Source organism: Vibrio sp. JCM 18905 (assembly GCF_055393305.1).
In genome coordinates, this window is sequence record NZ_AP043879.1 from 1,243,569 (window position 1) to 1,262,875 (window position 19,307).

Annotated in this window: 13 protein-coding genes; 9 read left to right on the forward strand and 4 right to left on the reverse strand. The window is 44.7% G+C overall.

The window, feature by feature from the left end; all coding sequences use genetic code 11:
* Positions 1-87 precede the first annotated feature (87 nt).
* The 8 genes from ACZ5ZC_RS13990 to fabV all read left to right on the forward strand — a co-directional run bounded on the left by ACZ5ZC_RS13990 (position 88) and on the right by fabV (position 12,454).
* The gene (locus tag ACZ5ZC_RS13990; RefSeq protein WP_464931998.1) at positions 88-1,464 is read left to right on the forward strand and encodes an MATE family efflux transporter; all 1,377 of its coding nucleotides are present in this window, start codon (positions 88-90) and stop codon (positions 1,462-1,464) included.
* A 187-nt stretch (positions 1,465-1,651) separates the two neighbouring features.
* Positions 1,652-2,323 carry an ABC transporter ATP-binding protein gene (locus ACZ5ZC_RS13995; protein ID WP_005393230.1) on the forward strand — a complete coding sequence of 224 codons (672 nt, stop codon included), beginning with the start codon at positions 1,652-1,654 and terminating at the stop codon, positions 2,321-2,323.
* Positions 2,304-4,757, forward strand: coding sequence for an ABC transporter permease (locus tag ACZ5ZC_RS14000; protein WP_005393229.1), 2,454 nt, complete (start codon positions 2,304-2,306; stop codon positions 4,755-4,757). The genes ACZ5ZC_RS13995 and ACZ5ZC_RS14000 overlap by 20 nt, the downstream gene beginning before the upstream one ends.
* On the forward strand, positions 4,757-5,881 hold the full coding sequence (locus ACZ5ZC_RS14005) for a lipocalin-like domain-containing protein (protein ID WP_258680832.1): 1,125 nt from the start codon (positions 4,757-4,759) through the stop codon (positions 5,879-5,881). The genes ACZ5ZC_RS14000 and ACZ5ZC_RS14005 overlap by 1 nt, the downstream gene beginning before the upstream one ends.
* 329 nt (positions 5,882-6,210) lie before the next feature.
* The gene (gene nhaA, locus ACZ5ZC_RS14010) at positions 6,211-7,362 is read left to right on the forward strand and encodes a Na+/H+ antiporter NhaA (protein WP_006742626.1); all 1,152 of its coding nucleotides are present in this window, start codon (positions 6,211-6,213) and stop codon (positions 7,360-7,362) included.
* Positions 7,363-8,087: 725 nt separating this feature from the next.
* Complete coding sequence (gene psrA, locus ACZ5ZC_RS14015; protein ID WP_005393225.1) at positions 8,088-8,732, forward strand: TetR family transcriptional repressor PsrA; 645 nt, start codon at positions 8,088-8,090, stop codon at positions 8,730-8,732.
* Between the two features lie 62 nt (positions 8,733-8,794).
* Positions 8,795-11,077 (forward strand): acyl-CoA dehydrogenase, encoded by a 2,283-nt coding sequence (locus tag ACZ5ZC_RS14020; protein ID WP_258680834.1) that lies wholly within the window; start codon positions 8,795-8,797, stop codon positions 11,075-11,077.
* A 174-nt stretch (positions 11,078-11,251) separates the two neighbouring features.
* Positions 11,252-12,454 carry an enoyl-ACP reductase FabV gene (gene fabV, locus ACZ5ZC_RS14025; RefSeq protein ID WP_006742624.1) on the forward strand — a complete coding sequence of 401 codons (1,203 nt, stop codon included), beginning with the start codon at positions 11,252-11,254 and terminating at the stop codon, positions 12,452-12,454.
* Positions 12,455-12,530: 76 nt separating this feature from the next.
* Here the strand turns inward: fabV and ACZ5ZC_RS14030 are convergent, their stop codons facing one another.
* Positions 12,531-14,213, reverse strand: coding sequence for an aspartate:alanine antiporter (locus ACZ5ZC_RS14030; protein ID WP_006742623.1), 1,683 nt, complete (start codon positions 14,211-14,213; stop codon positions 12,531-12,533).
* A gap of 174 nt (positions 14,214-14,387) precedes the next feature.
* Positions 14,388-14,654, reverse strand: coding sequence for a GrxA family glutaredoxin (locus ACZ5ZC_RS14035; protein ID WP_005378026.1), 267 nt, complete (start codon positions 14,652-14,654; stop codon positions 14,388-14,390).
* Between the two features lie 377 nt (positions 14,655-15,031).
* On the opposite strand from ACZ5ZC_RS14035, the gene ACZ5ZC_RS14040 reads away from it, so the two are divergent.
* The gene (locus tag ACZ5ZC_RS14040; RefSeq protein WP_065645318.1) at positions 15,032-16,276 is read left to right on the forward strand and encodes an iron-containing alcohol dehydrogenase; all 1,245 of its coding nucleotides are present in this window, start codon (positions 15,032-15,034) and stop codon (positions 16,274-16,276) included.
* A 77-nt stretch (positions 16,277-16,353) separates the two neighbouring features.
* On the opposite strand, the gene ACZ5ZC_RS14045 is transcribed toward ACZ5ZC_RS14040, so the two are convergent.
* Together ACZ5ZC_RS14045 and panP are read right to left on the reverse strand one after the other, a co-directional pair.
* A complete protein-coding gene (locus ACZ5ZC_RS14045) occupies positions 16,354-17,208 on the reverse strand; it encodes a MurR/RpiR family transcriptional regulator (RefSeq protein WP_005378021.1) in 855 nt (284 codons plus the stop codon).
* Between the two features lie 311 nt (positions 17,209-17,519).
* Positions 17,520-19,166, reverse strand: a complete 1,647-nt coding sequence (gene panP, locus ACZ5ZC_RS14050; RefSeq protein ID WP_006742621.1) for a pyridoxal-dependent aspartate 1-decarboxylase PanP — start codon at positions 19,164-19,166, stop codon at positions 17,520-17,522.
* Between the last annotated feature and the right edge of the window lie 141 nt (positions 19,167-19,307).

The window sequence follows — 19,307 nt, forward strand, 5'->3', positions numbered from 1 at the left end:
CTTTTAATCGTTGGTGGAATAAACACCACAGAGTATAATCATGAGACACTTTCCCCATTCTATCAATAAGTTGTCGTTGGAGCGCTTGTGACTTTTCTCTCTCAACTCTCAATACATGCAGATAAAGCATTCTTACGTCGCTTATTCGCGATCGCGCTACCAATTACACTGCAAAGCATGATGTTTTCTAGCCGAAGCCTCGTCGATGTGCTTATGCTCGGCCAACTTGGTGAAGCTGAAATAGCCGCTGTTGGGGTAGCGGCGCGCGCGACGTTTGTTACTACCATCATGTTAGTTGGGGTGACGACGGGTGGTGCATTACTGACCGCACAATATTGGGGGGCAGGCGATAAAGTCGGGGTACGTCGCAGTACCGCTTTAACATGGATGATAGCCATGGTGTTTGCCGCCATTGCCGTTGCTTTGTTTGTTATTTTCCCACAGCCAATCATGGGTTTGACCACGGACTCCCAAGAGGTGATTGAGTTAGGGGCCAGCTATCTAATTATTTCATCCGTTAGCATGTTTGCTGTTGCGTGTGTCGCTAGTATGTCGGTGGGCTTGAGAGCGATGCACCAACCGGGGCTGAGCACATTTTTTAGTGGTATAGGAATTCTGTCTAATGTTTTCTTCAACTGGGTGTTAATTTTTGGTCACTTAGGTTTTCCTGCTTTAGGGATTACAGGGGCAGCCATTGCAACGGTTATCAGTGGCGCTATCGAAGTCGGTTGTCTATTTGGCTATTTATGGCTGAAGAAACACATAATTGCATTTGGTTGGGATGATATACGCGCAGGTTTGGTTTTAGACAAAATAACGCGTTTCTTGAGCCTTTCCTTACCGACCACATTTAACTTTTTGGCATGGGCTGGTGGATTGTTCACTTACCATGCCATCATGGGGCAAGCGGGTGTGCAAGGTTTGGCAGCGTTGTCGGTGATGACGCCCGTTGAGTCAATCGCTCTCGCTATGATGATTGGCCTATCGAATGCAGCTGCGGTTTTAGTGGGTAACCAACTCGGCGCGAAAAACTTTGAACCTGTGTATTACCAAGCTTGGGCTACGGTCATTTTGAATGTGTTTATCGCATTTGTGGTCGCTGTTGTATTGATAGTGTCCAATCAATGGATCCTTAATGCGTTTAGTGCACTGACAGCGGATACTCGCCAGTTAGCTGAACAGTTTATGGTGATTCTTGCTTTAGGTGTCGTACTACGCTCGGTGCCGATGATGGTCATTGTTGGGGTATTACGTGCAGGTGGTGACGTTAAGTTTTGTTTGTATCAAGACATTCTTGCGCAGTGGGTGATCGGGATTCCACTCGCGGCATTTGCAGCGATTCAGCTCGGTTGGGACCCACAATGGGTTTACTTACTCTTTTTGACCGAGGAAGTTGTGAAGTGGACGATTTGTCTGCCAAGAATGGTGAGCCGAAAATGGATGAAAAACCTTATCGGTCAATAGAGGTAAACAGAGCTTTCTGCAGCTGCAAAAATCTGCTCAATACGTCAACAAAATTAGGAACAGAAAGTGAATCGAGTTGCATTTGTACTCTCATAGTGTGATCAAGCATTCAAAATACTTTCTACTAACAGGATTTTAGTGTAGATTCTGATCCCAATTTTTAAATACCATCCGAGCGGCATAATCAATGTTAAAACTGTCAGACCTATGTAAAGGCTATGTAGACGGGGGAGAATTTCACCCTGTATTACAAGGGGCAGAATTAACATTACAGCAAGGTGACCAAGTCGCTCTAATGGGAGAAAGTGGTTCGGGTAAAAGTACTTTGCTGAACTTAATTGCCGGACTGGATACTGCAGACTCTGGTGAAGTTCAGTTTCCAAATTTTGCCATGCATGATGCGCCAGAGCATTTGAGAACCCTTTACCGCCGCAACAATATTGGTAATATCTTCCAACAGTTCAACCTGCTTCCTACGCTCAATATTGCCGACAATATTCGTTTTTGTCGTCAGTTAAAAGGTTTGCCAGAAGATAAAGAGTTGTGGCGTCAAATTCTTTCTGCTCTGGATTTAATGCCTCTGCTAGGCCGTTACCCGGAAGAAGCATCTGGTGGTCAGCAACAACGTGCTGCTATTGCTCGCGCACTCTATATGGAACCTAAAATCCTACTCGCTGATGAGCCAACTGGTAGCCTAGACGAGCGAAACGCAGAAGCGGTAATGCGCTTATTGACGAGTCTCGCTCGCCAACTGGAGTGTACTTTGCTGTTAGTGACGCACAGTGAAAAAGTGGCGGCCCATATGGAAGGTAAGATTCGACTTCAAGGAGGGCAACTGCATGTTATGGCCCGTAGTTAAGGCACTACTCGGTCATTACCGTCGTTACCCACTACAAATTATTCTTGTCTGGCTAGGGTTAACCTTAGGCGTGTCCCTTCTTGTTGGTGTTACTTCTATCAATCAGCATGCAAAACAAAGTTATGCGACAGGAGAAAAGCTTTTCTCCAATCCTTTGCCATACCGAATCCGAACTAAACACTCTGCCAATAAAATCCCTCAAGGTTTCTATATCCAGTTGCGCCGAGCTGGGTTTAACCAATGTGCGCCGTTTGACGTGCTACATCTAGATGCTAAAACCGATATGAGCTTGATGCTGGTGGGGATTGATCCTGTCGCGATGATTCCATTGCAGCAAGGCAAATCTTTGGGTGAGATGCCCGTTCTATCATTAATGAAACCTCCTTATCCCATTCTAGTTAGTCAAGATTTGGCCGCTTACATGAGTTGGCAGGATGGGGACTTTATTGAGATGAATGACGGAAGTCGTCTCGGACCGATTCAAGTCGATAAAAACAAAATGCTCTCAGGGACTCGGTTGGTTACTGATATATCGTTGTTGCGTATGCTCAAGCGGAGCTCAGGTTTATCTGCGATTTCTTGTGGTGAAATGCCAGAGGAAAAGCTAATAGCACTGAAAAATATGCTTCCCAATGGCATGACGCTCGTTAGGAATACGCGTACGGAGCTTGAGTCGTTAACTAATGCATTCCACATGAATCTCACTGCGATGGGGATGCTGTCATTTTTGGTCGGGTTGTTTATTTTTTATCAAGCGATGTCTTTGTCATTTATTCAGCGACAACGTTTGGTGGGTATTTTGAGACAGACGGGGGTCAACGGAACGCAGTTGGCTCAAGCATTGTTGTTAGAGTTGTCGTTGCTCGTCTTTATTGCGTGGGCGTGTGGTAACTTTTTTGGTTTGATCTTGGCAAATGAACTGATCCCTGCAGTCTCATCGAGCCTGAGCGATTTGTACGATGCCAACGTAGGCTTAACAATAGGATGGTCTTGGCAGTCCAGCTTATATAGTCTGATCATGGCAGCGATGGGCGCATTAATATCGTGTTTGTGGCCATTGATTCGTTTGTTGAAGTCACAGCCAATTCGTCTATCTTCTCGACTGTCATTAATGCGATTTGCAGGGCGTGAGTTCTCTTGGCAGGCTCTTGCTGCGTGTGCGTTTTGTGTCGCGGCAATCGCAGTGTATCAAGCACCGAAAACACAAGAAACTGGCTTTGCCATTATTGCGCTGATGTTGGTTAGTGTGGCCTTGTTTATGCCATTTATTATGTGGCATATGTTCCAGAGCTTTTCTTACACCATGCGTTGGGTACGTGTACGTTGGTTTTTTGCCGATGCGGCTGCAAGCATGAGTTATCGCGGTGTGGCAACAATGGCGTTTATGTTGGCACTGGCGGCAAATATCGGCGTAGAAACGATGGTAGGCAGTTTTAGGGATACAACCGATAAATGGCTCAGCCAGCGATTAGCAGCGGATATTTATATCTATCCGACAAATAACTCAGCAGCTCGGATGAGTGCGTGGCTGCAAAACCAACCAGAAGTCAACTCGGTTTGGTGGCGTTGGGAAAAAGATATGCCAACCGAACATGGTGCTTTGCAAGTGGTGAGTACAGGCTCTTCTGAAGGTGAGCTAGATGCACTGACGGTAAAACTAGGTGTCCCGAATTACTGGTATCAACTGCACGCGACCAAGAGCTTGATGGTGAGTGAATCGATGGCCTTAAAACTGGATATTCGCCCAGGGGACTTCATTAACTTGCAGGAACCACTAGGTGGAGACTGGCAAGTCGTTGGTGTTTATTACGATTATGGAAACCCGTATAACCAGGTGATGATGTCGCACCGGAATTGGCTGTATGCATTTGCAGGGACGGGTAATGTTGGCCTTGGTGTGGTGTTAAAAGATAGCGTTAATGGGGAGGGCCTGAAAAATCGCTTAGAAAATGTATTCCGCCTCCCGCAAGACCGTGTGTTTGATAATGGTAATATTTATAGTCAGGCAATGAGGGTATTTGATCATACCTTCGCTATTGCAGGAACCTTGGGCAACATCACACTGATTATTGCTGTGTTTGGTTTATTCTTCGCGACATTGGCGGGCGAACTGTCGCGGCAGCGGCACTTCTCTTTGCTGAGATGTATGGGGGTATCCGGAAAGGAACTTGTCGCATTGGGTGGTTTGCAGTTGTTTGTCTTCGGGGCCATTTCCGCGATTATTGCGGTGCCACTTGGTCTGGCACTTGCACACTTGATCGTTGATATTATCATTAAGCAATCATTCGGCTGGTCTCTGGAGCTTCAAACGATCCCTTGGGAATATGCTCAAACTATTGCTTGGGCGATGCTTGCCATCATGATTGCTGGCGCATTGCCAGTTATTAGAATGATTAAGAGTACGCCAATGAAGTCATTAAGGGATGCGTTGTAATGAAAAAAGTGGGCTCTAAAAAACGCTTGTTAGTTTCAACGATGATTGTTATTACGTTTGCCTTTTTGACCGGTGCTGCTTTTTACTCAACTTTTTGGTTGGAAGCGACAGCGACACAAGAAAGCGAGCTTAATTCTATTCTAACGCGTGAAAATCAAACGATTTTCGAACCTGTATTACCTGACGAGCATGTCTCTTTACCGTCAGATTTTCGCTTTCATCCCGAGTACCAACATGAATGGTGGCACTACTTTGCGAAACTGAAAGACGAACAAGGGAAAATATACAATGTTCAATGGAGCTACTTCAGGGTCGCGACGGATGAGCGAGAAACCAGCGGATGGCAAAACCCTCAACTGTACATTTCACATGTTGTCGTTAGCCATGGTTCACACGTCTGGAAAGAGCAACGTGTAGCGAGAGGCGGGATAGGCCAAGCTGGCATGACTAATCGTCCTTTCAGGTTATGGATTGATAATTGGACGTGGCGTTCACTTGGTGCAACGCCTTTCCCTGGTAACTTGAATGTGACTACCGATACGTTTGGTTTAGATCTTAATACTATGACAAATGGCCCCTTTGTCGTGAATGGAGACAAAGGTTTTCAGGTTAAACACGCGTTGCAATCTGTTGCCTCTTTCAGTTTTAGTGCGCCATTTTTAAAGGTGAAAGGGAGTTTGAACATTAATGGCAAACGCTTCTCTGTTGCTGGCTCTGCTTGGGCTCAGAAAGAGTGGGGCAGTGGCTTAATTGGTGAAGGGCAACAGGGGTGGGATTGGTTTGTATTCAATTTAGATGATGGTCGAGCACTGACAGTCAGCCGCTACCGCCACCATGGACAAACACCGCATGTGTTTGGCACCTTGTCCACACGCTCAGGTAAAGTCATCAATCTCTCAGACGATGATATCAGTATTAAACCAATGCAAGTGACCAGTTTATCAAATGGAAGAAGGCTGCCTTTGCAGTGGATTATTAATATTCCAAAGCATCAAATTAACTTGACCACTCGTATTATCAAATCAGATATGTGGCTTCCTTTTGTTATACCGTATTGGGAAGGTCCTACCTTAGCTTCTGGCTCCAACGAGGCTTGGGGCTTTATGCAGCTCACTGGTTATTAAATTCTGATAAAAACCACCCCAATGGGTGGTTTTTTAGTGGATGAAACTTCCTGAATTTTTCTCAAAAGTATGGGGTTATCATGACAGTACATGCCATGTTATGCTGATTTTCTCATAATCTTGATAAACATTTGGCGCGATAACAACAAGTACGCGCTGTGATCAAAATTGAGTGTTATGTTGGAAAATACGATGTATAGTAAACTTCATATCGGAAAAATCGAAGTTTATACTCTGAAGAAGCGATTATTCTAAAGTTTTCGACCGCTATACACTCTTATCATTCTTTGTTAATCGTTTATTAAGATAATAAATATAAGGACGAAACCATGAACGATGTCATTCGTGACTTTTTCAAAATGGAATCAGCTGGTGGTATTCTTCTCGTGATTGCCGCGGCAATTGCGATGACCATTGCTAACTCACCGCTGGGCGAAACTTATCAATCTGTACTGCATACTTATGTATTTGGTATGTCAGTTTCTCACTGGATTAATGACGGCCTAATGGCTGTTTTCTTCTTACTCATTGGCCTTGAAGTTAAGCGAGAGCTACTTGAAGGTGCGTTAAAATCAAAAGAAACCGCAATTTTCCCTGCGATTGCAGCGGTCGGCGGTATGTTAGCTCCTGCTCTTATTTACGTAGCCTTTAATGCCAACGATCCTGAGGCGATTTCTGGTTGGGCAATTCCAGCGGCGACAGATATCGCTTTTGCTTTAGGTATCATGGCGTTATTAGGTAAGCGTGTACCAGTAAGCCTAAAAGTGTTCTTGCTGGCGCTTGCTATCATCGATGATTTAGGTGTGGTTGTTATTATCGCGCTATTTTACACCGGTGACCTGTCGACCATGGCGTTGCTTGTTGGCTTCATCATGACTGGTGTCCTATTCATGTTGAATGCGAAGGAAGTAACAAAACTTACGCCATACATGATTGTCGGTGCGATCTTATGGTTCGCGGTGCTTAAATCTGGTGTTCACGCAACATTGGCAGGTGTAGTGATTGGTTTTGCTATCCCACTAAAGGGAAAGCAGGGCGAACATTCTCCACTTAAACATATGGAGCACGCGCTTCACCCATACGTGGCATTTGGTATTCTGCCTCTATTCGCATTTGCCAATGCGGGGATTTCGTTAGAAGGCGTATCGATGTCAGGTCTAACTTCAATGCTGCCACTCGGTATTGCTTTGGGTCTACTGGTTGGTAAGCCTCTAGGTATCTTTACCTTTAGCTGGGCAGCGGTAAAAATGGGCGTTGCTAAGTTACCTGAAGGCGTTAACTTCAAGCATATCTTTGCGGTATCTGTGTTGTGTGGTATTGGCTTTACAATGTCTATCTTTATTTCCTCTTTAGCGTTCGGAAATGTAAGTCCTGAATTTGATACCTATGCTCGACTCGGTATCTTAATGGGCTCGACAACAGCCGCATTACTTGGTTATGCCTTACTGCACTTTTCTTTGCCTAAGAAAGCGCAAGCGTAAGATAAAAAATGCGCTATTTTGTAAAGCCTCCCAATCGGGAGGCTTTTTTATACCCATAGTTCAGTACATCAGCGACTTAATAGCGACACTTTCGTATTAAGCGGATGTCTAGCCCATGGAGATGAACGGAATCATCGAAAAAGGTAGGTTGGTAGATCTGCGGGCGAAAAAAAGCCCAGCCGAAAATTTGACTGGGCGGATACAAACATAGGAGTTAATAAGAAAAAAGCAGCAACGTAACAATTAGATGGAAACAAGTTTGACGGCCAGTGAAACTTAAAATGCCCTAGTTGTTACATTTATTCAGACCGAACCTTTTCCAAACAGTTCCATTTTTTTTCAAAAAAATTCGATTTAATTCTTTCTGCCCGCTTGTATCGTAAAGAAGTAAGAGAAGAGGCGAACAGCGTAACCAACTTAATGGCGGTTTGAAACTCGATAGCCCTCTTTTCTATAGTAGCTATAAACTTAAATTGCATTTCAAACCCGCACCTCCTGCTCCGACCGCCTAACGACATTGCTAGCGTTTCAAATACGATGGTTTGCGAAACTTGGTCATTTTCTTCAGGCGAGCATCATTTGCTTATTAGACTTAAATTCAAAAGATTAGATCACACCTTCTAAGTTCTGGTCAGACCAATTGGTGAAAGTGTGATGTTAATCATTTGTTAATCTAAAGTTTCAGGAGTATATTTTCAAACAGTTGTTTAATACGAGTGATTGAAATGGCCCCGAGAACATCAACAAAAGAAAAAATACTCGATGTCGCAGAAGGACTCTTTGCTGAACATGGTTTTAATGATACTTCGCTAAGAACGATAACAGGTAAAGCGAACGTCAACTTAGCATCGGTAAATTATCACTTTGGCGATAAAAAAACGCTAGTTAGAGCGGTTTTAGATAGATACCTAGAAGCGCTCATGCCGAGCATTAAAACCTCACTAATCGAGTTAAACACGCGTGATAGCTACGACATGGACGACGTCTTTGAGTCATTGCGTTTACCTTTGCGTACATTAAATGATGTGCGCCCCAATGGTACTGCATTATTCATGTTGTTAATTGGCCGTGGTTACACAGACGTACAAGGTCATCTGCGTTGGTTCATCACCACTCGATATGAAGAGGTACTTAACCTCTTCACCTTCTCGATAATGAAGGCAAACCCGGAACTATGTGAGGAGCAGCTGTTTTGGCGACTGCACTTCACGCTAGGTACCTGCGTATTTACGATGGCTTCAAGCCAAGCTCTTTCGGAGCTTGCTGAAAGTAAATTTGAAAAGGAAGTCGATGTGAAATCTGTCGTCGATTTACTGATTCCTTATTTGTCAGCAGGAATGTCAGCGAAGCAGTTGGCACAAGACAAATAAGAAAGTTAAACCAATAATAAAATTATGCCCAGAGCGGTTACGTGAACAAAAGGATCTGAACTATGAGCTCTCTACGAAGAAAATGGATTAGTGACCCAGCTTTTAAAGTGTTCAAAAAAGTATTGCCACCTCTCTCTAGCACCGAGAAAGAGGCGATGGAAGCGGGTAGTGTATGGTGGGATGCCGAACTATTCTCAGGCAAGCCAAACTTCACAACATTGCATCATTATCCAACGCCTACACTGACAGCAGAAGAGCAGTCATTTATGGATAATGAGCTTGAAACCCTTCTAGAAATGCTTGATGACCAGAAGATTGTCAAAGAAGACAGGGATTTACCGCCTGAAGTATGGGAGTACTTACGTAAAGAGCGATTTTTCTCACTGATCATTTCAAAAGCGTATGGTGGTCGTGAATTTTCCGCTTTAGCGAACTCAACCATTGTTTCTCGTATTGCGACTCGTAGCATCAGCACCGCTGTATCGGTAATGGTACCGAACTCTCTTGGTCCAGGTGAGCTTTTATCGCACTATGGCACGCAAGAGCAAAAAGATTACTGGTTGCCTCGTCTTGCTGATGGTACCGACATTCCTTGTTTTGCATTAACAGGGCCCGAAGCGGGATCTGACGCCGGTGGTATACCAGATCAAGGCGTAGTTTGTTATGGCACTCACGAAGGCAAAGAAGTGCTTGGCGTGCGAGTTAGCTGGAATAAACGCTACATCACACTTGCGCCAGTGGCGACAGTGCTCGGATTAGCATTTAAGCTACAGGATCCAGAAGGGCTACTTGGTGATAAGAGAGAGGTTGGAATCACATGTGCACTGATCCCCGCTGACCATGAAGGTGTCGAAATAGGCGAGCGCCATGATCCTCTGGGTTCTGCATTCATGAATGGTCCGACTCGTGGTGAAGATGTCTTCATCCCTATGGACTGGTTGATCGGTGGCGCTGATTACGCAGGTAAAGGTTGGCGTATGCTGGTTGAGTGTCTTTCTGCTGGTCGTGGTATCTCTCTCCCAGCGCTTGGCACAGCGATTGGCCACCTTACTACACGTACAACTGGTGCTTATGCTTACGTACGTAAACAGTTTGGTATGTCGATCGGTAAGTTTGAGGGTGTCGCAGAAGCTATGGGGCGTATTGGTGGCCTTACTTATCTACTAGAAGCAACACGTACGCTGACGACGACTTCTCTCGATATGAAAGAAAAACCTGGGATTGTAACCGCGATTGCCAAGTACCACATGACGGAAATTGCGCGTACTATTCTAAATGATTCGTTTGATATTCATGCAGGTCGTGCGATTCAAGATGGCCCAATGAACTATCTTGCTAAACACTATCTCGGTATCCCAGTTGCGATCACTGTTGAAGGCGCGAATATTCTGACTCGTAACCTGATGATATTTGGTCAAGGTGCGACTCGTTGTCACCCATATGTACTGAAAGAAATGGAAGCCGCGGCGAATCCAGATTCTGAACAAGGGGCGAAAGAATTTGACAACTTGCTCTTTAAACACATCAAACATGCGGTAGGCAATACATTTGGTGCATTTGGCGCGGCGCTAACTGGTTCTCGGTTTGTAAAAGCGCACATGAGTGGCCCAACACAGCAGTACTATAAAGAAATCACAAGATTAAGCCGAGCGCTTGCCGTTAGTGCTGACTTCGCGATGTTAACACTAGGCGGTGATTTGAAGCGTAAAGAAATGATTTCCGCACGTCTGGGTGATGGCTTAAGTTATCTATATATGGCGTCTGCCGCACTGAAAAAGTATGAAGATGAAGGACGTCAACAAGGCGATCTAGATTTTGTCCACTACGCCGTGCAACATTGTTTGTATAACGCATCTAAGTCATTAAATGAGGCTTATACCAACTTCCCTGTGAAATACGTTGGCGGTGTGCTGAAAGGGTTATTGTTCCCACTTGGTAATCATTTTAATAAGCCAAGCGATGAACTGTGTGTGAATCTGGCGGAAGCGATGATGACGCCAGGAGCACAACGTGATCGACTCACGCATCTTTGCTACATCGGAAAATCCGACGACGACAGCGTAGGCTTAATGGAGAATGCCTTCCTCGCAATGTACGAAATCAAACCATTAGAGCGTAAGCTTATGAAGGCGGCGAAGGATGGGAAAGTGGCTCGTAAAGGTCTGCTACACGACCGTTTGCAGCAAGCATTTGAAGCTGGCGTGTTAACTGAGCAAGAAATTGACCAAATCATGGCGGCAGACAAATTGCGTTACAAGGCGATTCAAGTTGACCACTTTAGTCATGACTTTTCTGAAGTACGAACCGATTGCCCAAAAAAGTCGCATTTGAACCCGGCGGCATAGTAAACCGTTAATACTAAGAAAAGCACCTCAATGAGGTGCTTTTTTGTGTTCTTGCTGAGTGGATGTTGGGATAGTGCTCCAACCACTTGCCTTTTCAGAGCATTTTTACAGAAATTAGATGCGAAATCCCGACGAAACTTTTATCCTAACAAGGTTTTTTAAAGGAAGTTGAATATGATCATCAAACCTAGAATTCGTGGATTTATCTGTACTACAACGCACCCTGTTGGTTGTGAAGCTAACGTAAAAGAACAAATTGCGTACACTAAAGCGCAAGGCCCAATCAAAAACGCACCTAAGCGCGTTCTTGTTGTCGGTGCATCAAGTGGCTACGGTCTATCTTCTCGTATCGCTGCGGCATTTGGTGGCGGTGCATCAACTATCGGTGTTTTCTTCGAAAAAGAAGGCACTGAGAAGAAGCCAGGTACGGCAGGTTTCTACAATGCAGCTGCTTTTGAAAAGCTAGCGCGTGAAGAAGGCCTGTACGCAAAAAGCCTAAACGGCGACGCTTTCTCAAATGAAGCGAAACAGAAAACTATCGAACTGATCAAAGAAGATTTAGGTCAGATCGATATGGTGGTTTACTCACTGGCTTCCCCAGTACGTAAAATGCCAGAAACTGGCGAGCTAGTTCGTTCAGCGCTTAAGCCTATCGGTGAAACTTATACATCAACTGCTGTTGATACCAACAAAGATGTGATCATCGAAGCAAGTGTTGAGCCTGCAACAGAAGAAGAAATCAAAGACACAGTAACCGTTATGGGCGGTGAAGACTGGGAACTTTGGATCAATGCACTGTCTGATGCTGGTGTTCTTGCTGAAGGCTGTAAGACAGTCGCGTACAGCTACATTGGTACTGAGCTAACTTGGCCAATCTACTGGGATGGCGCACTAGGTAAAGCGAAAATGGACCTAGATCGTGCGGCGAAAGCGCTAAACGACAAGTTAGCAGCGACAGGCGGCAGTGCAAATGTTGCTGTACTTAAATCTGTTGTAACTCAGGCAAGTTCCGCAATTCCTGTTATGCCACTGTACATTGCAATGGTATTCAAGAAAATGCGCGAAGAAGGCGTACACGAAGGCTGTATGGAACAAATCTACCGTATGTTCAGCCAACGTCTGTACAAAGAAGATGGTAGTGCAGCAGAAGTGGATGAGATGAACCGTCTACGTCTGGATGACTGGGAACTTCGTGACGACATTCAGCAGCACTGTCGTGAACTATGGCCTCAAATTACGACTGAGAACCTAAAAGAACTGACTGACTACGTAGAGTACAAAGAAGAGTTCTTGAAACTATTTGGTTTCGGTGTTGAAGGCGTAGATTACGAAGCGGATGTAAATCCAGCGGTTGAAGCTGATTTTATCCAAATCTAATCGAATGACTGATTAGACAACCGATATACAAAAGGCGCTCATTGAGCGCCTTTTTTGCTTTCATCAGTCAAAGTTATTAACTTAATATTATCAGGATTGTACCTGCCAACGTCATCAGAATATTGGCAATCGCATAGGTACCCGCATAGCCAAGAGCTGGGATGGTGGATTTAGCGTAGTCGTTGACGACATCCATAGCTGGGGCACAAGTTCGGGCACCAATAATGGCACCGAAGAGCAGGGCACGGTTCATCTTGAGTATGTGTGCGCCCACTAAATAGGCCAATACCACAGGCACAACACTAACAATGAATGCTAAACCAATCACTTTTGGACCAACTTGAGTCAAGTGCTCGAACATCTTTCCGCCTGCACTTAGACCTATTCCCACCATAAAGAACATCAAACCCAAATCTTTGACCATATTCAGCGCCCCCTGCGGGACATAGCCGAAAGTAGGGTGATTTGCTCGTAAGAAACCAAGTGTAATACCAGATAACAAAAGACCTACCGCGTTACCCAAGCTGAACGAAACCTGGCCGAATGTCATCGTGATGAGGCCAAACAGAATACCCAAAATAAAGAAGCTGCAAAAAGCGAGTAAATCGGCCATTTGACTGTGGATCGAGATGAAACCGATTTTTTCCGCGAGTCCATGTACTCGGCTTTTCTCGCCGCTCACCTGAAGGACGTCACCTTTAGCGAGCACAATGTCTAAGTCCATCGGCATTTCTATTTGCGCCCGTACCACGCGGTTTAAGAAACAGCCAAACTCAGATAAGTTTAAATCAGATAAACGCTTGCCTGCGATAGCGTCACTTTTTACGACAATTTCTTCTTCAACGATGCGCAAATCAAGCAAGTTACGATCAAATACTTCTTTACCGTTGCGGAAGCTAGGATCCAAGCGAGCATGACTATCAGGGAAACCAACCAGTGCAATTTCATCACCCTCTTGCAAAATGGCATCACCATCTGGATGGGCGAGAATACCGTTACGGCGGATTCGCTCAATGTAACAGCCAGTTTGACGATAAATGCCTAGTTCACGCAAGTTCTTGCCGTCAGTCCAGTCAATCAATTCTGGACCGACTCGGTAAGCACGAATAATCGGTAAGTACACTTTTCTTTGGCTTGAATTTCCAAGGCCACGTTCTTGAGCAATTTGCTGCGCAGAATCAGACAGGTTCTGCTTCTGTAGTTTTGGCAATAGCTTCGCGAACATGATCATGCTAATTAAGCCGACCAGATAAGCCATCGCGTAACCCACGGATAGATTTTCTAATACCAAAGAAAAATCCATATTGCGCGGTATAGTCGCAAGGCCAGAGTTCAGAGCGTCTTGTGCACCAACCAGTACAGGTGTTGCTGTCAACGCGCCAGCCATCATACCGGCTGACAAGCCAAAATCGAGGCCGAAATAGTGGCTCAAGCCATACGTTAAGCTGACTGCGGACACGAGAACGGTCATACTTAAGATAAAGTAATGCTTACCATCTCTGAAGAATATGCCAAAAAAGTTTGGTCCAGCTTCAATGCCAACGCAATAAATAAACAGCATAAAGCCAATGGTTAATGCTTCTGCATTGAATGAGAAGCCAAGGTGACCCATTACCAACGAGGTAATTAGAACGCCTATGGAGTTGCCTAGTTGTAATTTGCCAAATCGGATTTTTCCGATGGCAAGGCCAATGGCTAATACGACGAAGATTAGAAGGATAGGGTTTTGCTCAAGAAGGTATACGACGTCTATGTTCACTGTGTGGCTCGGTAAAGTGTGTGCCAAAAAGATTAAGAATTGCGAATTGTAACTAAATATAGCAAAAAGATAAGTGAATTTTTTTAGGTTTTACCATTAGTTGACGTAAGGTAATAACCAACTGAAAAATAATAAAAAAGCCGCATGAAGCGGCTTTCTTAAAAACTGTCTTGATTACTCGTCAAATAGACCTAGGTGCTCTTTCGCGTATGCTTCGAACTCGTCGCAGCCACCGATGTGCTCTTGGTCGATAAAGATTTGAGGAACAGTTTCAACTGGTTTACCAACTGTTTTCTCAAGATCTGCTTTAGAAATGCCTTCAGCATGGATATCAACGTAACGGTAGTTGAAGTCGTCACGCTTCGCTTTTAGCGTTTCTGCGTGTTCTTTTGCACGAACACAGAAAGGACATGCAGGGCGACCAAAGATAACAACGAACATAATCTTATTTCTCCTAAATCTATTCTTTTTTGAAAGCGTACAAAACATAGCGGCTGAGTGCGCTCTCTTTTGTTGCAGTAACTATGCCCGATCCAGATACGGAAATAAAGCGGCAATTACCTCTTGGTTCTATAGGTGAAATCTATCGAATAAAAACTAAACGCGCTCCCTTATTCTATGGCTCTAAAGTATGTGAAGTGACGCATAAAAAACATACATTTTAAGGGGTTAATGATGGCAAGGTGGAATTGGTCAATTTTTTTTATTCAAAAACATAGCAATCTAATCTGGCTATACGCAAATGACTTCAACTCTTACATAAGTGTTAAATCAGAGGGCAAGAGGTTATTTGGGTATATTATTTTGGGAGGATGTGTATGTTTCAGTTTATGACTGCAACAAGGATTATATTTGGTGAAGGTGCACTTCAGTCTTCATTATCCGTTATCAACCAATTTGGCTACAGTGTTTTGCTGGTAACTGGGAAGGACACCCAACGAGCCACGCCCATCATTAACTACCTTAAAGCTCAAAATATGCGTTACCAACACGTAGCAATCAATGGCGAACCTTATATCACAATGGTAGAAGAGACCGCGGTACTCGGTAGAAAATTCCAGCCTGATATGGTGATTGCTATTGGCGGTGGCAGTGTCATCGATATGGGTAAAGCCCTAGCCGCTATTATTCCTAATCAAGGCAATGTTTACGATTACGTCGAAGTGGTAGGAAGAAACGTACCATTAAAGGCAAAACCTCTTCATTTTATTGCAATTCCTACGACAGCAAGCACGGGCTCAGAGGTGACTCGAAATGCGGTGTTGAAGTCTGGACAAGATAAAGTGAAAGTGAGTCTTCGAAGCCCTGATATGCTGGCAGACGTTGCCATTGTGGATCCGACGCTCACTTATGGAACCGATCAATACACATCCGGGCGTGGCGCGATGGATGCGTTCACTCATTTGATGGAAGCGTATGTGTGTGGTGAGCCAAACCCTCTTACAGATATGGTGTGCGAAGAGGGACTTCGTCGTTTAAGCCGTTCAGTGATTGCTGCTTGTAAGCAAGATAATCATAAGGCTCGCTCGGATTTATCATTCGCTGCGTTGCTCGGTGGCATGGCCATTACTAATGCCAAATTAGGTGCTGCGCATGGGCTTGCGTCGGCGTTAGGAGGTAAGTTAGATGCTCCCCACAGCGTGATCACGGCGCGTCTTGCACCGCACGTGATGCAGGAAAATATTAACGCCGCGAAGCTCGCTGGTAGGAATGATGTGATAAATCGTTATCGTAAACTTGCCCAACTGGTTACCGATCGTGCGAACGCGAATGAGCACGATGGGGTTCTTTGGGTAAATATGGTGTTAGATAAGTTAGCGTTGCCGTTACTTGGCCAATTCGGAGTATGCCAAACTTCTTTTGAACAAGTGGCGAACGATGCGCTTAAGTCGATGGCGATCAAAGGCAACCCGCTACCCCTTAATCAGGAACGTTTGATATACATATTGCAGCAAGTCTGTGATTGCAGTGGAGAGTGTGTGGCAGAGAGCACACAACACGTGAGCTCTGTAGAAGTGCTTGAATCAAGAACGGACTTATCGAGTGTGAACGACTTGGGTTGATGTATTGATCTAAAGCACATTGAAAAAAGGGGAGCGTTGAGCTCCCCTTTATTAAATCTTTCACTAAACAGCAGGACTTAGTACTGACTTAGTTTGTCATAGCGACTGTCTTTCAACGCATCTTTTACGCGTTTTAGGTTCTCACGGAAACCTGTACCACGGCGGAGTGTGAAGCCGGTTGCCAGTACATCAATCACCGTCATCTGTACAACTCGACTCGCCATTGGCATATAAACGTCGGTATCTTCAGGAATATCAAGCGTAATAGCGAGTGAACTTGCCTTTTCTAGCGGTGAGTCCTTTGCTGTAATCGCAATGACCGTCGCGCCGTTTTCACGAGCAAGGTTTGCTATTTCGACCTGACTCTTCGTTCGACCTGTGTGAGAAATAAGAACCACAACATCATTATCACTGCAGTTAATACAACTCATGCGCTGCATGACAATGTCTTCAAAACAAGTAATTGGAATGTTAAAGCGAATAAACTTGTTTTGTGCGTCTCGGGCTACAGAAGATGATGCACCAAGGCCAAAGAATGAAATGCGCTTCGCTTGCGTTAGCAAATCGACCGCACGGTTCACTTGCATTGGATCTAGGCTGTTTTTCGCGACATCTAAACACGCCATGGTCGATTCGAAAATCTTATGGGTGTACGCGTCTGGGCCATCGTCTTCTTCCACGTTACGGTTAACGTAAGGGGTACCGTTGGCTAGGCTCTGTGCCAAGTGAAGCTTAAAATCTGGAAAGCCCTTGGTGTCCAGACGACGACAGAAGCGGTTTACAGTGGGCTCACTAACATCAGCCATTTTAGCCAACGTTGCAATGCTTGAATGAATTGCAGTTTGTGGAGACGCCATAATTACTTCCGCAACTTTGCGCTCTGACTTACTGAAATTCTCCAGGTTTTTTTGAATTTTTTCTAATGTATTCATAGTGTTCACGAGGGTATAGAGAACAACTCGCTGGCTCTGTTAACGAAAGGAAACACGAAGATTCCAGAGTAGAGTGGGGCGTTAACGAAAACAACCAGCGCCATAGAATCAGTATAAACCTGATCTTCAATCAGTCTAAACCAATAACGGATACTATTTAGTGAGAATTTGACAGGCCTCAAACAAAATGTTGTAAAAACTACAGAATTGGATGTGTAATCGATGTTTTGTTGCGCCAGTCGCACGAGAATGATGTTTGAGTTACATCAAAACGAAAAAAAATTTCAAATTGATGTAACTCTTTCGGGCCATTAAGACGATTGGATATCAGTGACCACCTGCTGAATTCTTTCCATCAAATTTGGTGCTTGCTTGGCGATTTCACGCTGTTCATCAAGCACAGAACTCAAAATCTCTTTGGTCGTCAGCGGATTAGCCAAAACCACTCGGAACACAATCGTGTTCATGCGCTGCCATTGGTCTGGGTTCAGTCTTGTACGTGAAACAAACGATTTGCCCGTTTCGCGCTGACGCTTTTGAATAAACTGTGTTAATTCATTAATCAGTTCATTCAGTTGTTCTTTTTGTGAACCTTCCGCTTTTGCTAATGCCTCACGGATGAATGGCGGCAAGTAGCGGTACGTGAGGAGACAAAGCTCTGGTTCAGAAACCAATTCGAAATCATCTTGCTGCTTGATTAAATCTGCAAAGTAGCGAGCTTTTTCAATGCTTTGGTCTATCAGCAGCTCATAGCCAGGGCGGCTGATGATGTGCATTGCGGCATAGACTAACATTGCCATGCCCGAACGAGAGCCTTCTAATGTATGGCTGCCTAGGTCTTTTGAGCCTTTACGCAAGATATATTGAGCGTGATGCTCTATGGATTTCATTGCGTCAGGATCTTTGAACAGAACCATACCAGCGCCCATCGGGATGTAGAGTTGCTTGTGCGCATCAATGGTTACTGAGTCTGCCATTTCCACACCGTTAAGAAGGTGACGGTGGTGATTAGACATAAGTGTTGCGCCACCCCATGCGGCATCCACATGGAAATGACAACCGTGAGCTTGGCAGACTTCTGCGATTTCAGGTAGCGGGTCGACATTACCTGTCTCTGTTGTACCAGCTACACCAATAACAGCAATAGGCTTGATGTTTTGTTTCTCTAGTTCAACAATTTTCGCTTTAAGGTCGTCGACAATAATACGGTTGTTGGCATCCGTTTTAACCGCAACCAAGCCTTCTTGACCTAAACCTAGTACATCGGCTGCTTTCTTAAGGGAGTAGTGACCACGCTCAGACACCAATACCGCTAATCCATCGTAGCCATAATGCTTCATGGCTTTAAATAGGCCTTCTTTCTCAACGCCTTTAAATGAACCATTGGCTCTTAACGCCTTGTTACGTGCTACCCAAAGTGCAGTGATATTGGCAATGGTACCGCCGGAGCAAAATGCGCCCAATGAGTGGTTTGCGCTATGCATCCACTGATCGTAAAACGTATCGCTCTGACCATAGATCAAGCGATGTAGCATGCCCAAAACTTGACGTTCAAGCGGGGTAAAGGCTTTAGAAGTCTCTATCTTTACCAGGTTTTGGTTTAAGGCGATCATGATCTTTGACAGTGGCATCAAGAAATAAGGCAGCGCCGATGTCATATGACCAATGAAGCTTGGTGAAGAAGTGTGAACGGAGTGCGACACCAAAGTGTCGAGTAAGTGTTCTGTATGATCTGACACGAACTCTGGCTGCTCAGGAATCTGAGCAGAAGAAAAGTCTTTTTCGATTTCGCGTAAAGGCTTTTCTTCTGCCACGATGTGTTCACGAAGAAATTGATTTAGATTTCGCGAGAGGCTCTCGTCAATTTTGGTTAACGTTGAGTCAGGACCTTCTGGGACAGTGAAGATCTTTAGCAAGCTCTCAAAGCTAACGTCAGCGGTTTTTTGTTCCTTAACCATAGCAAAGAATCTTTGTAGTTATTTTGGTAATGCGAGCGGCACAATCTAAACTAAAACGGGCGCAAAGTCCCGTTTTAATTGTTGAAACCCATGTTGCTGAAATGAAAATTTTAGGTGAGGGCTACAATCTTCGCATTAAAA

Coding starts and splice junctions, on each gene's coding strand:
- ACZ5ZC_RS14000 (WP_005393229.1), top strand. CDS start 2,304: ATGTTATGGCCCGTAGTTAAGGCACTACTCGGTCATTACCGTCGTTAC.
- fabV (WP_006742624.1), top strand. CDS start 11,252: ATGATCATCAAACCTAGAATTCGTGGATTTATCTGTACTACAACGCAC.
- ACZ5ZC_RS14005 (WP_258680832.1), top strand. CDS start 4,757: ATGAAAAAAGTGGGCTCTAAAAAACGCTTGTTAGTTTCAACGATGATT.
- ACZ5ZC_RS14040 (WP_065645318.1), top strand. CDS start 15,032: ATGTTTCAGTTTATGACTGCAACAAGGATTATATTTGGTGAAGGTGCA.
- ACZ5ZC_RS13995 (WP_005393230.1), top strand. CDS start 1,652: ATGTTAAAACTGTCAGACCTATGTAAAGGCTATGTAGACGGGGGAGAA.
- psrA (WP_005393225.1), top strand. CDS start 8,088: ATGGCCCCGAGAACATCAACAAAAGAAAAAATACTCGATGTCGCAGAA.
- nhaA (WP_006742626.1), top strand. CDS start 6,211: ATGAACGATGTCATTCGTGACTTTTTCAAAATGGAATCAGCTGGTGGT.
- ACZ5ZC_RS14020 (WP_258680834.1), top strand. CDS start 8,795: ATGAGCTCTCTACGAAGAAAATGGATTAGTGACCCAGCTTTTAAAGTG.
- panP (WP_006742621.1), bottom strand. CDS start 19,166: ATGGTTAAGGAACAAAAAACCGCTGACGTTAGCTTTGAGAGCTTGCTA.
- ACZ5ZC_RS14035 (WP_005378026.1), bottom strand. CDS start 14,654: ATGTTCGTTGTTATCTTTGGTCGCCCTGCATGTCCTTTCTGTGTTCGT.
- ACZ5ZC_RS14045 (WP_005378021.1), bottom strand. CDS start 17,208: ATGAATACATTAGAAAAAATTCAAAAAAACCTGGAGAATTTCAGTAAG.